Raw genomic sequence first — 21152 nt, 5'->3', positions numbered from 1 at the left:
CCTGGACGGTTCTTTGCTATTATTTAGAATGATCATTCCATTAATCGTTCATCTCATTGGCCAGCTCATAGGATACCGTTACAATATCGCTTGGAGCCGATACATTTTTGATGGAGCGAGCACTTTCGATTTCCAGACGGAGCGCACGAACCTTCTCCATCGGTTTTCTTACAAAATGAATATATTCAACGGCCAGATGATGATCTGGCTTCCTGCCAGTCAGCATTCTTCGAAGTGTAGACATCGATTGATACGCGCGGTCTTCCATCAGCCTTCTTTTCTCATAACGCTCAACCATCTGTTCAATTTCAGCTATTTCCTGCTCTTTCTTAGCAACGTAAGCATCAATAAAAGGTAAAACCTCGCCCGCTTTACGATGATGGGCAGCAATTACAAAGCCTGAATGAATGATCGGATCTGTCATGAGTATTCACCTGTCTTGTCATGTTATTATTTCTTACATATGTAATCATACAACAAACCGAGGTCATTTGAAAACTGTTTTTTATTAGATCAAAATAACGGTTTGATGAGCAGAGGATAAATAAAAAGAGGAACCGATAACGGTTCCCCTTTGTTTCCTTCTCATGGCATAGCAAAAAAATATTACTTCTCAGCTTTTTGCTGAGCATTGTTTGCCGCTTGTTTGTTAGTAGCGTTATTTTGGTTAAACTCTTCTGCGAATTCTGCATTGTATTGATTGTTTTGGGCTTTGTTGTTTTTGTTTTTAGCCATTGTATTCACCTCCCCGTTTCATTGATAGTATGGCATTCTTGCCGCTTATTATACGACTCATTTACGATTCTAAATACGTCTGCGGAATAGGCTTTCCAGCCTCTATAGCCAAGTTGATTTTGTTCAGCCATGCCTGCGAAAGCTTGCCCGTTCCCATACGCAGCACCTCTACATGAACGGTGCGCTTGCCCCACTGCTCATACACCTGCTTGATCGTTTCAAAATACAAGTCGATGCGTTTTCCCTTAATCGCTGAACCCGTATCAGCCACCACGCCATAGCCATAGCCAGGTATATAGAGCAGCGTCCCAATGGGAAACAGCCTCGTATCCGCCGCAATCGTTGAGACTTGATCCCTGCGTACCTTTACGCCCGAATAGGTGATTCCGTATTGTGGATGCCCAGGCCGTTTACCGGTCGATTCTACGCCAGCTGTGTAGCCTGTAGCAACAACTTCAACCTTTTTCGGCTTCGTGCGCGCAGCTGCCTCTGACTTGCCCAGGTTGTCGCTTTTGCTTGCAACAGGGCTTTGCTCAGGTGCTGATGCTTCAGCATGAACCGTACCGCCGCCCTTTGTATCTAAACCGATTACGATAACAGTTAGGAGCAGCAATGCCGTTAATCCTTTTTGAATATAAAAAAAGCTTGTAGCCATCTGGGTACTTCCTCCTCAGAAGAATAATGCCCCGATGGCTCAAGCTTTATGCGTTATTTATTATTGTTCTTTGTTTGCGATCTGCTTTTGCAGCTGCGAAATCAGCTCTGCAACTGGAATAGCGCCAAGATCGCCTTCACCGCGTTTCCTTACGGAGACGGCTTCAGCCTGCATTTCATTCTCGCCCACTACGAGCATGTAAGGCGCTTTCTCCAGCTGAGCCTCACGAATTTTGTAGCCCAGCTTCTCATTGCGCAAATCACTTTCTACACGAATGCCGTTTTCTTGCAGCTGCTCGGCAACTTTACGGGCATACTCCTCATAGGCAGTCGATACCGGAATAACCTTCGCCTGTACTGGCGACAACCACAATGGAAGCGCGCCAGCAAAGTTCTCAAGCAAGAAAGCTGTCATTCTTTCCATCGTGCTTATAATGCCGCGGTGGATAACGACCGGACGGTGCTTCTTGCCATCATCGCCGACATATTCAAGCTCGAAACGCTCAGGAAGCAAGAAATCAAGCTGTGCAGTCGACAACGTTTCTTCTTTGCCAAGCGCCGTTTTAATTTGAACGTCAAGCTTAGGACCGTAAAATGCAGCTTCGCCTTCAGCCTCGAAGAATGGAAGCTCCAGCTCCTCGACCACTTCACGCAGCATGCGCTGTGACATTTCCCACATCTCATCATTTTGGAAATACTTTTCTGTATCCTTAGGATCACGATAAGATAAGCGGAAACGATACTCTTTAATTCCGAAATCTTCATACACTTTGCGGATCAAGTTAACCACGCGTGCAAATTCTTCTTTGATTTGATCCGGACGGCAGAAGATATGCGCATCATTTAGCGTCATGGCACGTACGCGGTGCAAGCCTGTAAGCGCGCCTGACATTTCATAGCGGTGCATTGTGCCAAGCTCAGCAATCCTAACAGGCAGGTCGCGGTAGCTGCGCATGTCGCTTTTGAACACCATCATATGGTGTGGACAGTTCATTGGACGAAGAACAAGCTCTTCGTTGTCCATAATCATTTTTGGGAACATATCCTCGCTGTAGTGCTCCCAGTGACCGGAGGTTTTATAAAGCTCCACATTTGCAAGCACTGGCGTATAAACATGCTCATAGCCCAGTCTTTCCTCAAGATCCACGATATAACGCTCCATTGTTCTGCGAAGCTTCGCGCCATTCGGCAGCCATAGCGGCAAGCCTTGGCCAACCTCACGTGAGAATGTAAACATTTTTAGCTCGCGGCCTAGTTTACGGTGATCGCGTTTTTTAGCTTCCTCGAGGAAGTGAAGATGCTCATCCAATTGTGCTTTCTTAGGGAAAGCTGTTCCATAAATACGCTGCAGCATTTTGTTTTTGGAATCTCCGCGCCAGTAGGCACCTGCTACGCTAAGCAGTCTAAAGGCTTTAATACGGCCTGTAGATGGCAAATGCGGTCCACGGCATAGATCGAAGAACTCCCCTTGGTCATACATCGTAATAACCGAATCAGCTGGAAGATCACGAATAAGCTCCAGCTTCAAGTTATCATCAAGCTCAGTGAAAATCGAAAGCGCCTCGTCTCTGCTAACTACACGACGACGAATGTCGATGTTTTGCTGAACGATTTTTTCCATTTCCTTCTCGATCTTTACAAGATCCTCAGGCGTCAACGATTGCTCCATATCAATATCATAGTAGAAGCCATCTTCGATTACTGGACCAATTCCAAGCTTAACATTAGCATTGCCGTATATCCGTTTGATCGCTTGTGCCAGCAAGTGGGCTGTACTATGGCGGTATACCTCAAGGCCGTCTGCTGAATCTACTGTAACGATTTCAATTGCAGCATTGTTCTCGATAGGTGTGTATACATCAACTACTTTGCCATCGATTTTTCCGGCAATCGCATTTTTACGCAAACCCGAGCTGATCGAGCCTGCTACTTCTTCAATAGTTGTGCCAGCCGCATATTCTCTTACCGCGCCATCTGGCAAAGTGATTTGAATTGTCATTTTGGTTCATCCTCCATTTTGTCCGTAAGCGAATTACGCTTCCATTCATCATTTCAAGCAAAAAAGAGCACAAAAAAAGCACGCATCCCTAAAAAAGGGACGAGTGCTTGTGTGCTCGTGGTTCCACCCTACTTCGACTGCTCTTTATTCCTATCGCAGCAGTCCTCGTATTATCTGGTAACGGAGATTTCCGGTACAGCATACTGCTATAGCGCTCAGCTTCATAAGAAACCAGCTATAGGTTGGGCCATACAGCTTCAAAGGGGTACGCCTGTGGACATTGTGGAAGGAAATTACAGCCAAGTTTCCTCTCTCTGGACCAAATATCATAAACAGACACATGTCTTTTTCATTGCCGATTACATCGTATATGTGTGTCATTATAGCTCGACTTACGCGTTTGGTCAAGGCTATAAGCTTCAAATAGACAGTAATTTCGTTAATTCACCTATGGCTGAACGAGTTCATCAAGGCTGCTGCTGCAGGATGCGCATTGCGTGCAAAGCGTGACACGCTGGTCAAAAATCGTTTGAATCGTTCGAATCACTTGCATATCCTGCTGCCTCGTATGAATCGTAATATGCTTGGGAGATACAGCAATCAGCGAGCTGATTACCATGTCTTCAATGTTCATTTCCGTTTCAAGCATTTCGGCTACGATACGATCGGTTGGAGGGTTCGGATCAAGCGGTTGAAACTTTTCGTCATAGAGCATGAATTCATGACCGCCCTTATGCAGCAAATGCACCATAGGCAGCTTTGTATCTTGAAGAAACACAAAATATTTTAACAGGGAAATAAACTCCTGATATTGTTTATCGAGCACATACTCATCTAATGCGTATTCCACAACTTCGGCTAGTTCTTTACGATAGGGCTCAAGCCTGAAGGTTGTAAACCCCTTTACATTAAGCTCCGTGTTATCCTGCAAAAAAAGCTCAACCTCTGCAGCCACTTTGCTTTTCCTTCTTAAGCGATCCGCATCCAAAAATCTCGTTCCAAGGCTATCCCATTCTTTCCCATGCAGCAAATCATGACAATACCGCTCAATAGCAGCTGTATCGGCTGAACTGTTATGGCGATACTTTCTGCGAATAATAGCAGCAAGCATCCCTGGCTCCATCTCACTTACTACAAATTCAGCTATGGCTAGTGATGCTGCTTTATATACGATGTGACCATGCGTTTTTAACTGAAAATTTGGCAACAGCGCTAGACAGCTTATATTTTGATCCGATACCTGCTGAAACTCGATGACGGCTGTTTGCTCCGTTTTTGAGCCAATATGTAAATCGACGAGCGCTTGTTCCTTCAACAATTGAGTTAGTTTATTAACCGACTTTTGGAGACTTGCAGGTAACGATACCGTGAATAGCTCCATCAGCTCACCCCTTTCTTTCCTTATCAGTATATGGTGACGCGTTCGGGGATATACGATGAAGACATTGGAATGTAAGGGAAGCAAGCATACAAAAAAAACGTTTGCCGAACTTCCCACTTTGGAGCGAGAAGTTCAACAAACGTATTGATACTACTTATATCGGTCTAAAAAGCATTAATTTTGCATAACAAAATCGAGATCTGCTTTATCGGATTCATTGTAAACCTTCAAAATATTATATTTGGTATCCCGTTGAGCCGGAATTTTGCCGCACTCGCGAATAAGCTGAAGGATAAGTTCAATGTTCACTTTATGTGTTGTTCCAGCTGCTGAAACGACATTTTCCTCAATCATGGTGCTTCCGAAGTCATTGCAGCCATAAGACAGTGATAACTTGCCCATTTCAGGACCCATCGTTACCCAAGAGGATTGGAAATTCGGAATATTATCAAGCATGATTCGGCTAGCCGCAACAATACGCAAATATTCCTCTGGCTTTGCTTTCTCAAGCTTCAGGTTTGTATTGTCTGGCTGGAAAGGCCACGAAATAAACGCCAAGAAACCCGTCGAATCATATTTGTTCGCGATGCACTCATCTTGAGCATCACGGATGCGCAGCATATGTAATGCGCGCTCTTCAACGGTCTCGCCAAGACCATAAACCATCGTTGCAGTCGTATTCATACCATGACGGTGTGCAGACTTCATTACATCCATCCAGTCCGTCCAAGAGCCCTTCATGCGGCTGATCTTGCGGCGAGTGCGATCGTCCAAAATTTCAGCGCCGCCGCCAGGCAAAGAATCAAGTCCAGCATCATGCAGTTGTCTAATCACTTCATCGAGAGAAAGGCCATCTGATACAACCTTCATCTTCTGAATTTCCGCTGGAGAGAACGAATGCATCGTTATGCCCGGGTAATGCTGTTTAATTTTGCGAAGCAGATCCAAATAATACGTAAACGGCAAATCTGGATTCGTACCGCCCTGCATCAAAATTTCAGTTCCACCCACATCGATCGTTTCTTGAATTTTGCTCAAAATCGTATCGTCAGGCAGTACATAACCCTCTTTAGAGCCTGGAGCGCGATAAAATGCGCAAAAACGGCAATAAACATCACATACGTTCGTGTAGTTTACATTTCGACCAACAACAAAAGTTGTTATTGGATCTGGATGATGCTTGAGCATGATTTGATTAGCTACATGCCCCATCTTTTCAATCTGATCCGAAGCTAATAATTCCATGCCTTCTTCGAGCGAAACACGCTCGCCGCGCAACGCTTTATCCAAAATATGGTCCAACGTTCCCATTCCGCAAGACCTCCTTATTCCCGTTCTATTTATGCTAACCATCACTTCATCCTAACATAGATCTCTAGTGCAAGTCACCCGCCGTATGATGGCATCTCGCCCTGAAATAAGGAAAAACACGGCATGTTCGTGAGAACATCCGTGCTTTCCTTTCTTTTAGTCCCAATTAGGCACGAAGCGCATTATCCAAATCTTCAATAAGATCCTCAATATCCTCTAGACCAACAGAGTAACGCACCAAGCCGTCCGTAATGCCGCGTGCATGACGCACTTCTCTTGGCATTGCTGCATGCGACATCATAGCTGGGTAAGAAAGAATGCTCTCTACTGCACCTAAGCTGACAGCTACTAAAGGAATTTGAACCTTGCTCAGCAAAGATTTGGCACGCTCTCCACTTCCAACATCGAAGGATACGACAGCTCCATACCCAAGCGACTGCTTCTCATGTATCGCCCGGCCGGGATGATTCTCTAAACCAGGATAATAAACCGCTGTTACTTCCTTATGCTCCGACAACCATTCAGCTAGTCTGCGAGCGCTTTGTTCGCTATATTCCATCCGAGCTTTCAATGTTTTCATGCCGCGCATCAACAGCCATGATTCTTGGGCGCTCAGAACCGTTCCCATTCCGTTTTGAAGCTGTTTCAAACGTTTGCCTAGACCTTCATCTGCGGTAACTGCAAGCCCAGCCAGCACATCGCTGTGGCCGCCTAGAAACTTCGTCGCACTGTGCAAGACGATATCGACGCCATGCTCAATTGGACGCTGATGATACGGAGTCATGAACGTATTATCAAGTAGTGTAAGCAGTCCATGCTCTTTTGCCCAAGCTGTCGTTTCTGCAATATCTGTGATTTTGAGCGTCGGGTTGGAAGGCGTCTCCATAAATACAGCTTTTGTATTTGGCTTAAGCGCCGCCTTAACCGCTTCAAAATCCGTCATATCAACAAAAGTAGACTCAATGCCCAGTCGATCCAAAATCGTCGTCAGCAAGCGGTAAGTTCCGCCGTAGACATCCTCTGTTACGATGACATGCTCACCTGCAGAAAGCAGCAAAAACGTGGTTGAGATTGCAGCCATGCCTGATGCAAAGGCGAATCCGCGAGCACCGCCCTCAAGCAAAGCGATATAATCCTCTAGCGCTTGGCGTGTAGGATTGCCCGAGCGGCTGTAATCATATTGCGGCGGATTGAAAATATCATGATGATGGAACGTTGAAGCTTGATAAATAGGTACGCTTGAAGCTCCTGTATGCTCGTCAATTTCTGCTCCGAAATGCAGCAGCTTCGTTGCAAACCGGCGATCTTGAGGTTGAATTTTGTCGTTGCCCATTAGTTGTTAACCTCCTCAATTTCGCGTTTGGCAGCTTCGAGTGCTTGCGCCAAGTCACTGATCAAATCATCTGCATGCTCAATTCCTACGGAGAAACGAAGCAGACGGTCGTCAACGCCTATCGCTTGACGAATTTCAAGCGGAATATCAGCATGCGTCTGAACCGCTGGGTAGGTCATCAAGGATTCAACTCCGCCCAAGCTCTCAGCAAATGCAATGAGCTTAATGTGACGAAGAATTGGCTCCACATAACGAGCGTCCTTTAATCGGAATGAGAAAATGCCAGTATTGCCGGATGACTGTTTGTTCTGAATTTCATGGCCAGGATGGTGAGGCAATGCCGGATAATAAACATCCTCAACGGCTGAATGCTCAAGCAAATAATTAGCAATTGCGGTAGCATTAAATTGGTGGCGCTCCATACGGAGCGCGAGCGTCTTCATTCCCCTCATTAGAAGCCATGAATCCTGAGGCCCGAGCACCGCTCCAATTGAATTGTGCAGGAAGGCCATCTCATCCGAGAGCTCCTTGCCTTTGGTTACAATAAGACCAGCAAGAACGTCATTGTGACCACCTAAATATTTAGTCGCGCTATGAATGATAATGTCAGCACCCAGTTCTATAGGACGTTGGAAGAAAGGCGTAAGCAGCGTATTGTCTACAATAGTAAGCAAGCCTTTTGACTTCGCCCACGCAGTTACTTTCTCAATATCCGTAATCATCATAAGCGGGTTAGTTGGCGTTTCGATAAGTACTGCTTTTGTGTTCGGCGTCCATAATGCCGCCATCGCATCAATATCGTTGGTATCCACATAAGATGCCGTCACACCAAATCTCGACATGATCCGCTCCAACAAGCGATAAGTACCGCCATATAGATCAAGAGATACGATCAAATGATCGCCCTGACTAAATAAGGCGAATATCGTTTGCAGCGCGGCCATGCCGGAGCTACAGGCAAATGCCGCATCGCCAGCTTCTAATTGTGCAGCCGCTTCTTCTAATACCGCTCTGGTTGGGCTTTTGGTACGCGCATAATCAAATCCTGTACTCTGTCCCAGCTTAGGATGACGAAATGCTGTTGATTGGTACACTGGAAAACTTACCGCTCCAGTTACAGGCTCTTTAATAGATCCAATCTGTGCTAAATGGCTCTCTATCTTCATCTTTATATAGCGCTCCCTTATTATATGGTTTTAAATGCCTCCACCCAAATCATACGGTGTTTGCTGGTAAACATAATAATTAAGCCAGTTCGAGAATAATAGGTTGGCATGCGCACGCCATGTTGATAACGGCGGGTTAGCTGGGTTATCACCTGGGAAATAATTTTTTGGTACATCTATTTGGTGCCCTTTGGCTTGATCGCGATCATATTCATATTTAAGTGAAGTTGGATCATATTCGGAGTGGCCTGTGACGAAAATTTGTCTGCCGTCTTTTGAAGCCACGATGTATACGCCCGAATCCGCTGATTCCGATAAAATATCGAGGGAATCAAGCTTCTCGATGTCCTCGCGGCGTACCTCTGTGTGACGAGACTGCGGCACAAAAAACATTTCATCAAAGCCTCTCAGCAAATTAACATTGCGTTTTTCAATCGTGTGCGGGAACACACCAAACATTTTGCTGTCCAAGCTGTATTTGGGAACATTAAAGTGATGATAGAGCCCAGCTTGTGCGGCCCAACAAATATGGAAAGTTGAAGTTACGCGCCTTGCGCTCCAATCCATAATTTCTTTCAGCTCTTCCCAGTAGTTTACATCCTCGAAAGGCATATGCTCTACCGGCGCGCCTGTAATGATGAGACCATCATAATATTCATCCGAAATTTCATCGAATGTTTTATAGAAAGATTCCAAATGATCGGCTGAGGTGTTTTTTGATGTATGTGTTCTTGGATGCAGCAGTACAACCTCAACTTGTAGCGGCGTATTGCCGATAAGTCTAAGCAGCTGCGTTTCGGTTGTTTCCTTGGTAGGCATTAAGTTCAAAATCGCAATTCTGAGCGGCCTAATATCCTGATGGTAGGCGATGCTCTCATCCATGACGAAAATGTTCTCGTTGTTTAATACCTCTTTGGCTGGTAAATTGTCAGGCACTTTAATTGGCATAGGTATCACTCCTCTAGAAGCAGTATGACCGCTTGAACATGAAAAAGACCCTTTCTGCTGTGAGAAAAGGTCGTATGCTCAGTAAATAAGCCATCCGCCTCTCTCATCTCTCAGAAACATTAAAGTTTCCGCAAGAATTAGCACCGTGCGTTTTACACGCCGGTTGCCGGGCTTCATCGGGCTAGTCCCTCCGCCTGCTCTTGATAAGAAAGTAGTCTATTCAATTTTCCGCGGTTTCATTTCACCTTCACTTTAATGCATTCTGACAATTGCGTCAAGATCCTCTATTCAGATCCTTGACATTTAGGTGAAAAAAACGATTGTTTTTAGGCTTGAATGTAAAGCTGACGCGGGAGTATACTAGACAAGAATTATTTCATTTATTTGACTTATAAAGGGGTGCATATGGACATGGAAGGCGACCGACCGAAGCCTGAAAACGATCGAATACGGTTACTGCCGGCCAAGTCCGATTCAGCCGGCAGTTTCCTCTGAAGAAAGAAAGGAGTGACTCCGGATGAAAATCCGCCTTGTTAGCAATGGCATGTTCACCACTATTGAAGATATTAACGAAACACTTATTCCCTCGAAAGAAGGATTTTACTGGATTGACGCTGATGTGGAGGATCTTGCTATTTTACAGCCCCTATTCAGCATGCACGATCTGGCAGTTGAGGATTGCCTCAGTGAAGAGGAGCAGCGTCCAAAAATTGAAATTTACGAAAGCCATTATTTTATTGTAATCAACAGCATACGATTTGATGACGAAGAAATCTTCCTAAGGGCACTCAATATTTTCCTTGGCCGCCATTTCATTATTACGGTCACCAAGCAAAAAATTAACGAGCTTCGTTCTCTAAAGCCTGTGCTGTGGGAACAAGAGGTTAGCCGGCCCGATTATTTCTTGTATCATCTCGTCGACATTGTTGTCGATAATTATTTCCTCGTTGGCGACCGCATTGATACGCGCATTGAAGCGCTTGAAGAAGATATATTAATGCACACTAAGAAATCGCATTTGAACGAAATCATCGGGCTCCGCGGTGAAATATTGTGGCTGAGGAAAGTGCTCGGTCCACAACGCGACGTCATTGCAACGCTTAACAAAAAAGATCTGAAGCTCATTGATGATCAGCTGCAAAAATATTTCAGCGATATATACGAGAACGCCTTGAAAATTGCCGAGTCCTTCGATACGTACCGCGATCTCATGGGCAACTTACGCGAAGCTTATCAGTCCAGCGTATCCAACCGTGCCAATGAAATCATGCGCGTATTTACAGCAATTACGACTATATTCATGCCGCTGACCTTTATAACCGGCATCTATGGGATGAATTTCGATTTCATTCCAGGCCTTCACCTTCGCTTAGGTTCATACATTTTACTTGGTATCATGCTGCTGCTTGGCATAAGCATGTTTTATATTTTCCGCAAAAAAGAATGGCTCTAGAGACCTGTGCCATATTCATTACAGAGCTGCACTCGTACGGGCAATTTATGCCGAACGAGCTGCAGCCTTTTTGCTGTAATGGCCGCTATCCTTTATAATAGTAGAATATGAGTTTGAGCATTAAGTACCTATGAGAGGGGGATTGACGTGAATATTAGTCAGCTTGAAACACTCCTTACGATATCCAAAACGATGAGCTTCAGGAAAGCTGGCGAGCTGCTGAATCTCACACAGCCTGCTGTTTCGGCACAAATCAAAAGCCTTGAGGATGAATTCAAAACGATTCTCATTAATCGCAATCAGCCAGTTACATTAACGGAACACGGACAAGTTTTTTTGGAGCATGCGGAGCAAGTTCTTTCGATCGTGGAAGAACTGAAGCAGAAGCTTTCCGATATGAACCTTACGCCGCAAGGACACATATTACTCGGAACTACGGCTTCAATAGCGATTCAGATTTTACCGCGCGTGCTATCCTATTTTCAAAACCAATTTCCTTTTATTAAAACAACGATTCATTCCATGCCCTCATCCCAAGTTATGGCCAGTGTCGAGAACGGGTCAGTCGATATAGGGATTACATATCTTTCTGAAAAAAATCCGAACGTTTCCTCCTCCGTCCTTTATTATGATACATTTGAGCTCGTCGTTCCTCCTTCCCATCCCATGAGCAGGTTGACGCATACGACAGTTGATACGCTTAAGGACATTCCAATGATTATGCTTGCTCCAGACACGCTTGGCAGGCGATTTGTCGATCAAATTTTTCGTAAATACAATATTCAACCCAATATCGTAATGGAGGTTTCCAGCAGCGAAGAAGTGAAGCGCATGGTTGAAATTAATTTAGGCGCCGCAGTCGTATCCAAACTTTCGATAGCAAACGAACTCCGTATGGGTACACTAAAAATGATAAAGGTCAACGAGCTTGAAATAAGTCATCCCGTTGGAGTGGTTTATAAATCAGGCCGTTACATCAATACCGCACTGAAGCAATTTTTAAGTGATCTAAAAGGCATGCCTGAGCATCAATTCATTAGCAGCGAGTAGTCGACAAGAAGCTTCCACTAGACAAACAACTAGGAGAGATAAAAAATGAAATTCGATTTACATACCCATCATTTTAGATGTGGCCACGCCGACGGCAATATCGAGGATTATATTTTAGCCGGAATTGAAGCCGGGCTTCAGGTTATCGGCATCTCGGATCACTCCCCCTTCTTTTATCATGAGAATGATCAGCCTTCGCCAGGCATTGCAATGGCAAGAAGCGAATTCACCAATTATGTTAATGAAGTATTGCGGTTGAAGGAGAAATACGCAGGCAAAATCGAGGTTATGCTTGGAGTAGAATCGGATTTCTTCCCTAAATATGTGGACAGCTACAAAAAAGCCTATGACGGCGTGCCCTTCGATTATATCATTGGTTCTGTTCATCAAGTTGGCGACGTCAGCATATTCAATCGCAATCGGTTTAAAAACTTAAATGAACAGCAGCATATTGAAGTGAAGCAAAGCTATTATGATCTTATCAAACAATCTGCACGCAGCGGCATGTTTGATATTTTGGGACATATCGACGCGATGAAGGGGTATTATCCCGCTTTCTCTGATATACCTGCTAATAAAGAAATTGACGATGCTTTGCAGACGATTGCCGAATGCGGCGTTTCCATAGAGATTAATACATCAGGCAGCACCAAAGATGTAGGCGGATGGTATCCATCGGATGCGATCTTAGAGCGAGCACTTCATTTTGGCGTAAATGTAACGTTTGGTTCGGATGCGCATAAGCCAAGCAGAGTTGGCGAAGATTGGGAGCTCGTACAGAAAAGGCTGAAGGAAATTGGCTTCTCACAGTGGGTTTTTTATCGCAAGCGCCAACAAGTTATTGTACCGATATAAGAGCTCATGAGGGGCTTTAGACAAAAAAAGTGGACCTGCACGTCGCAGGTCCCAAAAGGATATATTAAAAAGGGGGTCTTGTTTATTATAATAGCCCACTAATGTAATGAGACGATAACAGAACTATTTCATTTGTGTAACAAATTTGAGGGGTTGGAAAACGATGTGGCTCATTACAGCCATCAGCAGCGCTATTTTATTTGGACTAGCAGGCTGGTGGATGAAAGTATCACAAATGCGGGGCGGCTCTGCAAGAACGCTGCTGCTCGGATTGTATGCTTCTGGAACGTTAGGTTTTGGGGTGCATGCGGCGCTTGAAGGAACGTTTTTCTTTCTTGCTGATCCAAGGGTATGGATTGCAGGCATCATAATAGGAGCAGGCTCAGCATGGGGAAACGCTTTGTTTATGAAAGCATTGCATTTTGGACCCGCCAGCTTGACCTCTCCCCTAACGAATATGAACATTATCTTAGTTGTCGCTTTAGCGACCTTGTGGTACAACGAGCCGCTCAGCGCTTCGGAAGCAATAGGCATTATGCTGCTTCTGCTTGCTGTCGTCTTTATTGCTCATAAACGAAAGGAACCGCTCACGATTATAGAAAAAAGATGGTTCATTCTCGTCTTTTTGGCAGTCGTGCTCTTTGCGCTGCGCAATGGCGGATTAAAGGTCACCGATGAATTGGAACTTCCTAGCGCCCCGATCCTGTTCATCGCTTATGCCCTCTCTCTCTGCTGGTTTCTCATCCCGGTCAAAACGACCGCTGCACGTTCCGCAGAGCGAACTGGGCTTTGGCTCGGTATTGTTGCAGGTCTGTTCTCATACGGAGGATTGCAGCTTTATGCAGTCGCGATTGCTACTGGACAAGCGAATCTTGCAGCGCCTATCTTTGCTACGAACAGTCTTGTCGTAGCAGCTGGCGCTATTATATTTTATAAAGAGAAGTTGACGATCCTGCAGTGGACAGCCTTTGCTTGTACCATTCTTGGGTTAATTGTGATTCGATTGTAATTCGCGAACGCTTTTCCTGTATTTTCCTAACTTTAATATAGTAAATATAATATACGATCAAACAATCGCATTCCCACTGAAATTAACTTACTTTTAGTTTGTTCGTATGGTACAATAGTATTACAAAAAGCGGGGTGATACGGTTGGATTATTCGACAATGTGCCCAAAGTATGAAGCCGCAGCCGACATTTTAGGCAAGAAGTGGACTGGCAGAATTATTCGGGTATTGCTTGGAGGACCAAAAAGGTTCAAAGAGATTAAGGAACAAATTCCCGAAATGAGCGACAAAATGCTAACGGACCGGATGAAAGAGCTTGAAACATTAACGATTATCAAACGTCAAGTTTATCCAGAAATGCCTGTACGTATTGAATATGAGCTAACCGACAAGGGCAGGGAGCTTCAGCCAGTCATTGAGTCCATTCAAACTTGGGGCGAACAATGGATGTAAGATAAAAAACCGCTTAGGCGGTTTTTTTTATTGCCTTCTCTTCTTTTATCTGGAATTGACAAAGGATTATTTATCTACTATCATTGATAATAATAATCAATATCACAATATGCAAATAAAAAACCCCCGATCAGATCGAGGGTTTCCTATAAATCAATTGGACTACATGCCAAGCCATTTTTTGAATAGATGTTTGGTTGTATCTTTATTGATTGCTGCGATTGAAGTCGTAAGCGGAATGCCCTTCGGACATGCGCGAACACAGTTTTGCGAGTTGCCGCAGCCTTCGATGCCGCCATCTGTCATCAGTGCATCCAGACGTTCTTCCTTATTCATCTCACCTGTTGGATGAGCATTAAACAAACGAACCTGTGAAATTGCAGCAGGACCGATGAAGCTGTTCCGATCATTTACGTTCGGGCACGCTTCAAGGCAAACACCGCAAGTCATACATTTGGAAAGCTCATAAGCCCATTGACGCTTCGTTTCTGCCATCCGCGGTCCAGGACCCAGATCATACGTTCCGTCGATTGGAATCCATGCCTTAACGCGTTTCAAGGCGCCAAACATGCGCTCACGGTTAATAACAAGGTCACGAACTACTGGGAATGTTTTCATTGGTTCAAGACGAATCGGCTGCTCAAGCTTATCGATCAAAGCGCTACACGCTTGACGAGGCTTGCCGTTGATGACCATTGAACATGCGCCGCATACTTCTTCCAAGCAGTTGGAATCCCAGCATACAGGAGCCGTGCTTGCTCCATCTGCCTTTTTCGGATTACGTTGAATTTCCATCAAACCGCTAATTACGTTCATATTAGCGCGGTAAGGAATTTCAAACTCTTCCGTATATGGTTGGGACTCAGGAGTATCTTGGCGAGTGATGATAAACTTAACCGATTTTGTAGCTACAGTCGTTTCAGCCATCATTATTCTCCTTTCTTCTTGTCGCTCGAGTAATCACGTTTACGCGGCTTGATCAAGCTTACGTCGATATCCTCGTAAGAAATTTGTGGACCTTCCTTCGTCCATTTCGCAATCGTCGATTTCATGAAATGCTCGTCGTCGCGTTCTTGGAAGTCTGGTTTATAATGAGCGCCACGGCTTTCGTTGCGCAGTAATGCGCCTAGCGTCATTGCTTCAGAAAGCTCAAGCATGTTCCAAAGCTGACGAGTAAAGGCAACGCCTGCATTGTTCCATTGCGCAGTATCGTTAATGTTGATATTCGCATAACGCTGCTTCAGCTCTTTGATCTTGTGGATCGTTTGCTCCAGCTTGTCATTAAAGCGAACAACCGTCATATTGTTCGTCATCCATTCGCCTAGCTCTTTGTGAATGACATATGCATTTTCAGTACCCTTCATATTAACGATGCTGTTGTACTTGTCCGTTTGACGCTTGTTCTCGCGGTCAAATACGGAGGAAGCTACATCTTCAGCTGATTTCTTCAAGCCTTTGATATACTCAACAGCTTTTGGTCCAGCTACCATACCGCCGTAAATAGCGGATAGCAGAGAGTTGGCGCCAAGTCGATTCGCACCATGATATTGATACTCGCACTCACCGGCTGCAAACAGACCAGGAATGTTTGTCATTTGATTGTAGTCAACCCACATGCCGCCCATTGAATAGTGAACCGCTGGGAAGATTTTCATCGGGATTTTCCGTGGATCGTCGCCCATGAATTTCTCATAGATTTCAATGATACCGCCGAGCTTAACATCAAGCTCCTTCGGATCTTTGTGAGACAAATCAAGGTAAACCATGTTTTCTTGGTTGATACCAAGCTTCTGATCTACGCACACGCTGAAAATTTCACGAGTCGCAATATCACGAGGAACAAGGTTTCCGTAAGCAGGGTATTTTTCTTCTAGGAAGTACCAAGGCTTACCGTCTTTGTACGTCCAAATCCGTCCGCCTTCACCACGCGCTGATTCCGACATCAAGCGGAGCTTGTCATCGCCTGGAATAGCTGTTGGGTGAATTTGAATGAACTCGCCGTTTGCGTAGTTAACGCCCTGCTGGTAAACTGCGCTGGCAGCTGTGCCGGTGTTGATAACAGAGTTCGTTGTTTTGCCGAAAATAATACCAGGACCGCCTGATGCAAGAATAACTGCATCTGCACGAACCGTGTGAACTTCCATCGAGCGAAGATCCTGTGCCGAAACACCGCGGCAAATGCCGTCATCGTCAACAACAGCGCCAAGGAATTCCCAGTGCTCGAATTTGTTAACTAGTCCAGCTGCTTCCCAGCGACGAACTTGCTCATCCAGTGCATAAAGCAGCTGTTGACCTGTCGTTGCGCCTGCAAATGCTGTACGGGAATGCTTCGTGCCGCCGAAGCGACGGAAATCCAGCAAGCCTTCGGATGTACGGCTGAACATAACGCCCATCCGGTCCATCAAGTGAATAATGCCTGGTGCCGCATCACACATTGCTTTAACTGGCGGTTGGTTGGCGAGGAAATCTCCGCCGTATACGGTATCGTCGAAATGCTCCCATGGAGAATCGCCTTCTCCTTTTGTATTAACAGCGCCATTGATGCCGCCCTGTGCACATACTGAGTGGGAACGTTTGACCGGTACTAGTGAAAACAGATCAACGTGAACGCCAGCTTCTGCTGCTTTGATGGTAGCCATCAAGCCTGCAAGACCGCCGCCTACGATGATAATTTTATTTTTAGCCATAACGTTTCGCTCCTTGTCTACAAACTAACCGATATTCGTAAGTGCCAATGCAGCACTTGCAGCTTCTTTGAATTGATCTCCGCTGAATGCAATAAGCGAAAGAATAAACAATGCTGATACGACTACAAAAACGCCCATGCAAATATATGAAGAGATGCGTTGAGCTTTCGGGCCAATCGTAATGCCCCAGCTGATCAGAAACGCCCAAAGGCCGTTGCTGAAGTGGAAAACAGCTGCTAATACACCAATAACATAAAGTACGAAGTAAGTAGGGTTGCTCGCAATTTGATTCATCGTTGATCCCAGTTCCTCATGGGTGATGTGGCCGAGATAAACCTGAATCCGAGTTTGATATACGTGCCAGAAAACGAATACAAAAGTAATTACCCCAGTTACCCGTTGAGCGGTAAACGCCCAGTTCCGGCCGTACTTAAAACGTCCCGTATTCGTGTTCGATTGGTAAGCGACATACAAGCCGTAAATACCATGAAACAATAGCGGGAGGTAAATGCCGAAAATCTCGAGCAGCGGCAGCACGGGCATGCTGTTAATGAGAGTTACGCCTTTGTCAAAGCCTTCAGGCCCGCGTTCAAACGCCTGGTAGTTAGTCAGACCATGCACGACGATAAATCCGCCGAGTGGAATGATCCCGAGAAGCGAGTGAAGCTTGCGCGAGAAATACGAATTTCCTTTCATGTCATTCCTTCTCCTTTCAAAACTGTGAGTGCTAGCATGCTTTTTCTTAAAATATAAGAATGTATCGGTTTCCCCTTTATACATTGCTTATATTCCAGCGCAAACGAGGTGCTGTGCAGCCAATGGTTGTCATCAGCAGTTTACGCTTGGCAAATCATTCTACATTGTAACCCCAGCATGTATGTCCGTCAACAAAACTCGACACATATTAGCCACACTTCCCATCCTACTCCTTTTAAGCTTATAATGGAATTGCTTATTTTTTATAATTTCTTATAACAAAATGACATAAGGGGTTTCATTCATGAATGAAGAGATGCATGTCTTCACCGTTATTGTGGAACAGTCCAGTATGAACAAGGCTTCCGCCTTGCTAAACCTGTCTCAGCCTGCACTTTCTCGTAAAATTGCCAAGCTTGAGCAGGACCTGGGCTCTCCTTTGTTTCATCGCATCGGAAAGCGGCTGGAGCTTACTCGAATTGGGCAATTGACCTATGAATATGCTTTGGAGCTTCGCCAGCTTCATCGCAAATATTTGCAAACCGTCTCCGAGTTCACCTCAGCTGGACATACGACCCTTACTATTGGCGCAAGCTTGACGACGCTTCAAACGACTTTGCCCGATCTCATTCAAAGCTTAACTTCAACTCATCCGGAGATCGACATTAAAGCGATTACCGGCAAGACGCATGAAATCGTATCGCTCGTACGAGATCACAAAGCCGATATCGGCATTGTCGCCTCTAGTATTGAGGATTCAACGCTGCGGTGTATTCCGCTGTTTGAGGATCATCTATCGCTCGTGGTGCCTCGTAATCAGGTCATTACCGATAAAGGCACGCTGGGTATACAGGATGTGACCGGCATGCCGATGATCTTGTTCTCCAAAGGCACTTGGTACAGGTTGTTGACCGACGAGCTGTTTGACAAATATCATCTTCAGCCGGATGTGCGAATGGAAATTGATTCGTTTGAAGCTATCCTTCGGTTGCTGCATACTTGCCGTGCTGCGACGCTCCTGCCTCAATCGTATATGCGCAATCAACTGCTTGAAGACAATGATCTTACCGTCATTCCCATTCGAGAACTTGAGGATACAAAGCGTACCACCTCGCTCATTCATGCGGATTCGGCCGCCCTCAGCCCGTCCGTTCGTCTATGGATCAACGAGCTTGCAGCAGGCTTCCCCAGCAAAAAGGACAGCAGCTTTTAAAATAGCTGCTGTCCTTCAGCATTTCCAATATTACACTTCCAAATCCATTTCAGCCTAATCTGCTTTTTCTAATAATAAGCCTCTTCCACTACATTAAACAATTAACGGATAACGGATGCTTCGAAGTCTTCTATTTGCTCATTTGTTCCTATAATAACCATGACATCACGAAGTGAAAGGACATCCGTTGCTGTCGGTGCGATGATGATGCCATTGGGCTTATTTATGGCTACGATGCTGCATCCAAATCTAGCTCGCGGATTAAGATCATGCAATGACTTGCCATCCAAGCATTGCGGTACGGCAAGCTCGGCAATCGTATACTCTTTGGAAAGCTCGATATAATCTAATAGATTTGGGGATACAAGCTGATGCGCAACTCGAATACCCATATCGCGCTCAGGATAGACCACGCGGTCAACACCGATTTTCTCAAGCACCCGGCCATGCAGTTCAGTCAAAGCTTTCGCTACAACTTGCTTCACTTCCAAATCCTTAAGCAGTATGGTTGTCAAAATGCTGGATTGAATGTCATCGCCAATCGCGACAACTCCGCAATCAAAGTTTCTTACACCCAAGGAGCGCAGCGCTTCTTCATCCGTACAATCAGCTGATACTGCATAGGTTAGAATACCGCTCATGTCCTGAACGGCTTCCTCATCCTTATCTATTCCAAGCACCTCATGGCCAAGCTGGACGAGTTCGCGCCCTAAGCTCGAACCAAATCTCCCTAAGCCGATGATGACAAATTGTTTCTTTTTAATTCCCACTTGCAAAGTCTCCTATCCAATCGTAATTTTGCCTTCTGGATGCCGATAAAGCTCTTTCTCTGTACGAGGCCCAAGCGCGTATGCGAGCGTCAGGGGTCCAAGTCTTCCGGCAAACATGGTTAATGCAATGACTATTTTCCCAACAAGACTCAGCTCTGGCGTAACACCAACGGATAATCCTACTGTTCCAAATGCTGATGTCGCTTCAAACAATAGCTTTATAAAAGCTTGATCCTCCGTCATCGACAAGATCATCGTTACAATAATGACAAGCGATAAAGAGATCAAAGTAATCGTGAGTGCTTTAAAAATTCTGTCTTTGCCTAATCTGTAACGGAAAAGAACGATGTCCTCTCGTCCTCTAATCATTGCAAATACAGCGCCGACCAGCGTTGCAAAGGTTGTTGTTTTGATGCCGCCGCCCGTCGAGCCGGGCGAGGCGCCAATAAACATTAATATAATGGTGAAAAACATCGTCGCTTGCCGGATAGCCGTATAATCAAGCGTATTGGCTCCTGCCGTCCGCGGCGTTACCGACTGGAAGAACGAGGACAAAATTTTCCCGCCCCAGTCCAGAGAGCCCAGTGTCTTCGAATTCGAGAATTCAAAAATAAATATGACGAGTGTCCCTACTGCAATAAGTGTTCCTGTCATAGATAGCACGACCTTGCTGTGCAGCGACAGCTTGCGGTTTTTGCGGAACTCCATCAGGTCCGACATAACGACAAAGCCAAGTCCGCCCGAAATGATCAGCATCATAGCTGCAATATTGACGACTGGATCAGAAACGTATAAGGTCAAGCTGCGATAGTTCCCAAAAATATCAAAACCAGCATTGTTAAACAATGAAACCGCATGAAAGGCTCCAAAATAAATCGCTTTGCCCAGCGGCATATCAAATGCAAACCTCGAAGCAAACAACGCAGCGCCAATAAGCTCTATTGTCAATGAATACACAATAACGCGTCTAATCAAACGCACGATGCCTTCCATGCTCGACTGGTTCATGGATTCCTGCAGCAAAAGCCGCTCACGCAGCGAAATCCTCTTGCGAAGTACGAGCGCTACCAGCGTCGCCATCGTCATAAATCCGAGTCCGCCAAGCTGGAACAGGCACATTAATATGATTTGACCCCATATAGAGAAATAAGTTCCGGTATCAACGACAACTAACCCTGTTACACAGGTTGCCGAAGTTGCCGTAAACAGCGCATCTATAAAAGGCAATCTCTCACCGCTTACCGATGCAAAAGGCATGGATAATAATAAGGCACCCAGCAATATAATAAGAGCGAATCCACTTACCAAAATACGCGGGGGTGACCACTTCAAAACATTCCAACTAACCTTCATTCATTTCCCTTCTTTTTGATTATGTCATATTGTCATTTATTGTTTTTAAGCATAAAAAAAAGCACTGGAAACTCAAGTGCTCGTGCG

At 45.2% G+C, this 21152-nt stretch carries 20 protein-coding genes and 1 riboswitch; of the genes, 6 read left to right on the top strand and 14 right to left on the bottom strand.

Translation table 11 applies throughout. From position 1 onward, the window contains the following. Positions 1-40 precede the first annotated feature (40 nt). The 9 genes from AC1DOV_RS12555 to metA all read right to left on the bottom strand — a co-directional run bounded on the left by AC1DOV_RS12555 (position 41) and on the right by metA (position 9527). Positions 41-424: a hypothetical protein gene (locus AC1DOV_RS12555; RefSeq protein WP_339204396.1), complete on the bottom strand. Its 384-nt coding sequence runs from the start codon at positions 422-424 to the stop codon at positions 41-43. Between the two features lie 182 nt (positions 425-606). Next, positions 607-735: a hypothetical protein gene (locus tag AC1DOV_RS12550; protein WP_477508994.1), complete on the bottom strand. Its 129-nt coding sequence runs from the start codon at positions 733-735 to the stop codon at positions 607-609. Positions 736-796: 61 nt separating this feature from the next. Then, positions 797-1390: a 3D domain-containing protein gene (locus tag AC1DOV_RS12545; protein WP_477508995.1), complete on the bottom strand. Its 594-nt coding sequence runs from the start codon at positions 1388-1390 to the stop codon at positions 797-799. 60 nt (positions 1391-1450) lie between these two features. Further along, a complete protein-coding gene (thrS, locus tag AC1DOV_RS12540) occupies positions 1451-3388 on the bottom strand; it encodes a threonine--tRNA ligase (protein WP_477550097.1) in 1938 nt (645 codons plus the stop codon). Between the two features lie 448 nt (positions 3389-3836). Beyond that, positions 3837-4769: a sporulation protein YtxC gene (gene ytxC / locus AC1DOV_RS12535; protein WP_441960589.1), complete on the bottom strand. Its 933-nt coding sequence runs from the start codon at positions 4767-4769 to the stop codon at positions 3837-3839. A 174-nt stretch (positions 4770-4943) separates the two neighbouring features. Then, entirely contained in the window at positions 4944-6080 is a 1137-nt protein-coding gene (gene mqnC, locus AC1DOV_RS12530; RefSeq protein ID WP_430060069.1) for a cyclic dehypoxanthinyl futalosine synthase, read from the bottom strand. A 166-nt stretch (positions 6081-6246) separates the two neighbouring features. Further along, positions 6247-7413: a trans-sulfuration enzyme family protein gene (locus AC1DOV_RS12525; protein ID WP_430060067.1), complete on the bottom strand. Its 1167-nt coding sequence runs from the start codon at positions 7411-7413 to the stop codon at positions 6247-6249. After that, positions 7413-8579, bottom strand: a complete 1167-nt coding sequence (locus AC1DOV_RS12520; RefSeq protein ID WP_076267588.1) for an aminotransferase class I/II-fold pyridoxal phosphate-dependent enzyme — start codon at positions 8577-8579, stop codon at positions 7413-7415. The genes AC1DOV_RS12525 and AC1DOV_RS12520 overlap by 1 nt, the downstream gene beginning before the upstream one ends. 30 nt (positions 8580-8609) lie before the next feature. Continuing rightward, a complete protein-coding gene (metA, locus tag AC1DOV_RS12515) occupies positions 8610-9527 on the bottom strand; it encodes a homoserine O-acetyltransferase MetA (RefSeq protein ID WP_339204404.1) in 918 nt (305 codons plus the stop codon). Positions 9528-9627: 100 nt separating this feature from the next. Beyond that, positions 9628-9737, bottom strand: a riboswitch (SAM riboswitch). Between the two features lie 307 nt (positions 9738-10044). Between metA and corA the strand changes: the two genes are divergently transcribed. The 5 genes from corA to AC1DOV_RS12490 all read left to right on the top strand — a co-directional run bounded on the left by corA (position 10045) and on the right by AC1DOV_RS12490 (position 14346). Then, positions 10045-10980, top strand: a complete 936-nt coding sequence (gene corA / locus AC1DOV_RS12510; RefSeq protein WP_076267586.1) for a magnesium/cobalt transporter CorA — start codon at positions 10045-10047, stop codon at positions 10978-10980. A gap of 147 nt (positions 10981-11127) precedes the next feature. Then, positions 11128-12030 carry a LysR family transcriptional regulator gene (locus AC1DOV_RS12505; RefSeq protein ID WP_076267585.1) on the top strand — a complete coding sequence of 301 codons (903 nt, stop codon included), beginning with the start codon at positions 11128-11130 and terminating at the stop codon, positions 12028-12030. Positions 12031-12075: 45 nt separating this feature from the next. Further along, positions 12076-12885, top strand: coding sequence for a histidinol-phosphatase (locus AC1DOV_RS12500; RefSeq protein ID WP_441876792.1), 810 nt, complete (start codon positions 12076-12078; stop codon positions 12883-12885). Positions 12886-13048: 163 nt separating this feature from the next. Next, positions 13049-13894: an EamA family transporter gene (locus tag AC1DOV_RS12495; RefSeq protein WP_477509000.1), complete on the top strand. Its 846-nt coding sequence runs from the start codon at positions 13049-13051 to the stop codon at positions 13892-13894. A gap of 143 nt (positions 13895-14037) precedes the next feature. After that, entirely contained in the window at positions 14038-14346 is a 309-nt protein-coding gene (locus AC1DOV_RS12490; protein ID WP_076267582.1) for a winged helix-turn-helix transcriptional regulator, read from the top strand. A gap of 162 nt (positions 14347-14508) precedes the next feature. Here the strand turns inward: AC1DOV_RS12490 and sdhB are convergent, their stop codons facing one another. The 3 genes from sdhB to AC1DOV_RS12475 are packed head-to-tail and all read right to left on the bottom strand — an operon-like array spanning position 14509 to position 17729. Beyond that, entirely contained in the window at positions 14509-15273 is a 765-nt protein-coding gene (gene sdhB / locus AC1DOV_RS12485; RefSeq protein WP_441908603.1) for a succinate dehydrogenase iron-sulfur subunit, read from the bottom strand. Between the two features lie 2 nt (positions 15274-15275). Continuing rightward, positions 15276-17033: a succinate dehydrogenase flavoprotein subunit gene (gene sdhA, locus AC1DOV_RS12480; protein ID WP_076267580.1), complete on the bottom strand. Its 1758-nt coding sequence runs from the start codon at positions 17031-17033 to the stop codon at positions 15276-15278. A 24-nt stretch (positions 17034-17057) separates the two neighbouring features. Beyond that, positions 17058-17729 carry a succinate dehydrogenase cytochrome b558 subunit gene (locus AC1DOV_RS12475; protein ID WP_441908277.1) on the bottom strand — a complete coding sequence of 224 codons (672 nt, stop codon included), beginning with the start codon at positions 17727-17729 and terminating at the stop codon, positions 17058-17060. Positions 17730-18033: 304 nt separating this feature from the next. Between AC1DOV_RS12475 and AC1DOV_RS12470 the strand changes: the two genes are divergently transcribed. Then, a complete protein-coding gene (locus tag AC1DOV_RS12470; RefSeq protein WP_076267578.1) occupies positions 18034-18942 on the top strand; it encodes a LysR family transcriptional regulator in 909 nt (302 codons plus the stop codon). 101 nt (positions 18943-19043) lie between these two features. On the opposite strand, the gene AC1DOV_RS12465 is transcribed toward AC1DOV_RS12470, so the two are convergent. Both AC1DOV_RS12465 and AC1DOV_RS12460 read right to left on the bottom strand, forming a co-directional pair. Continuing rightward, entirely contained in the window at positions 19044-19706 is a 663-nt protein-coding gene (locus tag AC1DOV_RS12465; RefSeq protein ID WP_076267751.1) for a potassium channel family protein, read from the bottom strand. Between the two features lie 18 nt (positions 19707-19724). Next, complete coding sequence (locus AC1DOV_RS12460) at positions 19725-21065, bottom strand: TrkH family potassium uptake protein (protein ID WP_339204413.1); 1341 nt, start codon at positions 21063-21065, stop codon at positions 19725-19727. Positions 21066-21152: the final 87 nt, after the last annotated feature.

This window comes from Paenibacillus sp. 01T47 (assembly GCF_056398245.1).
This window is presented reverse-complemented; position numbering and strand designations above follow the sequence as displayed.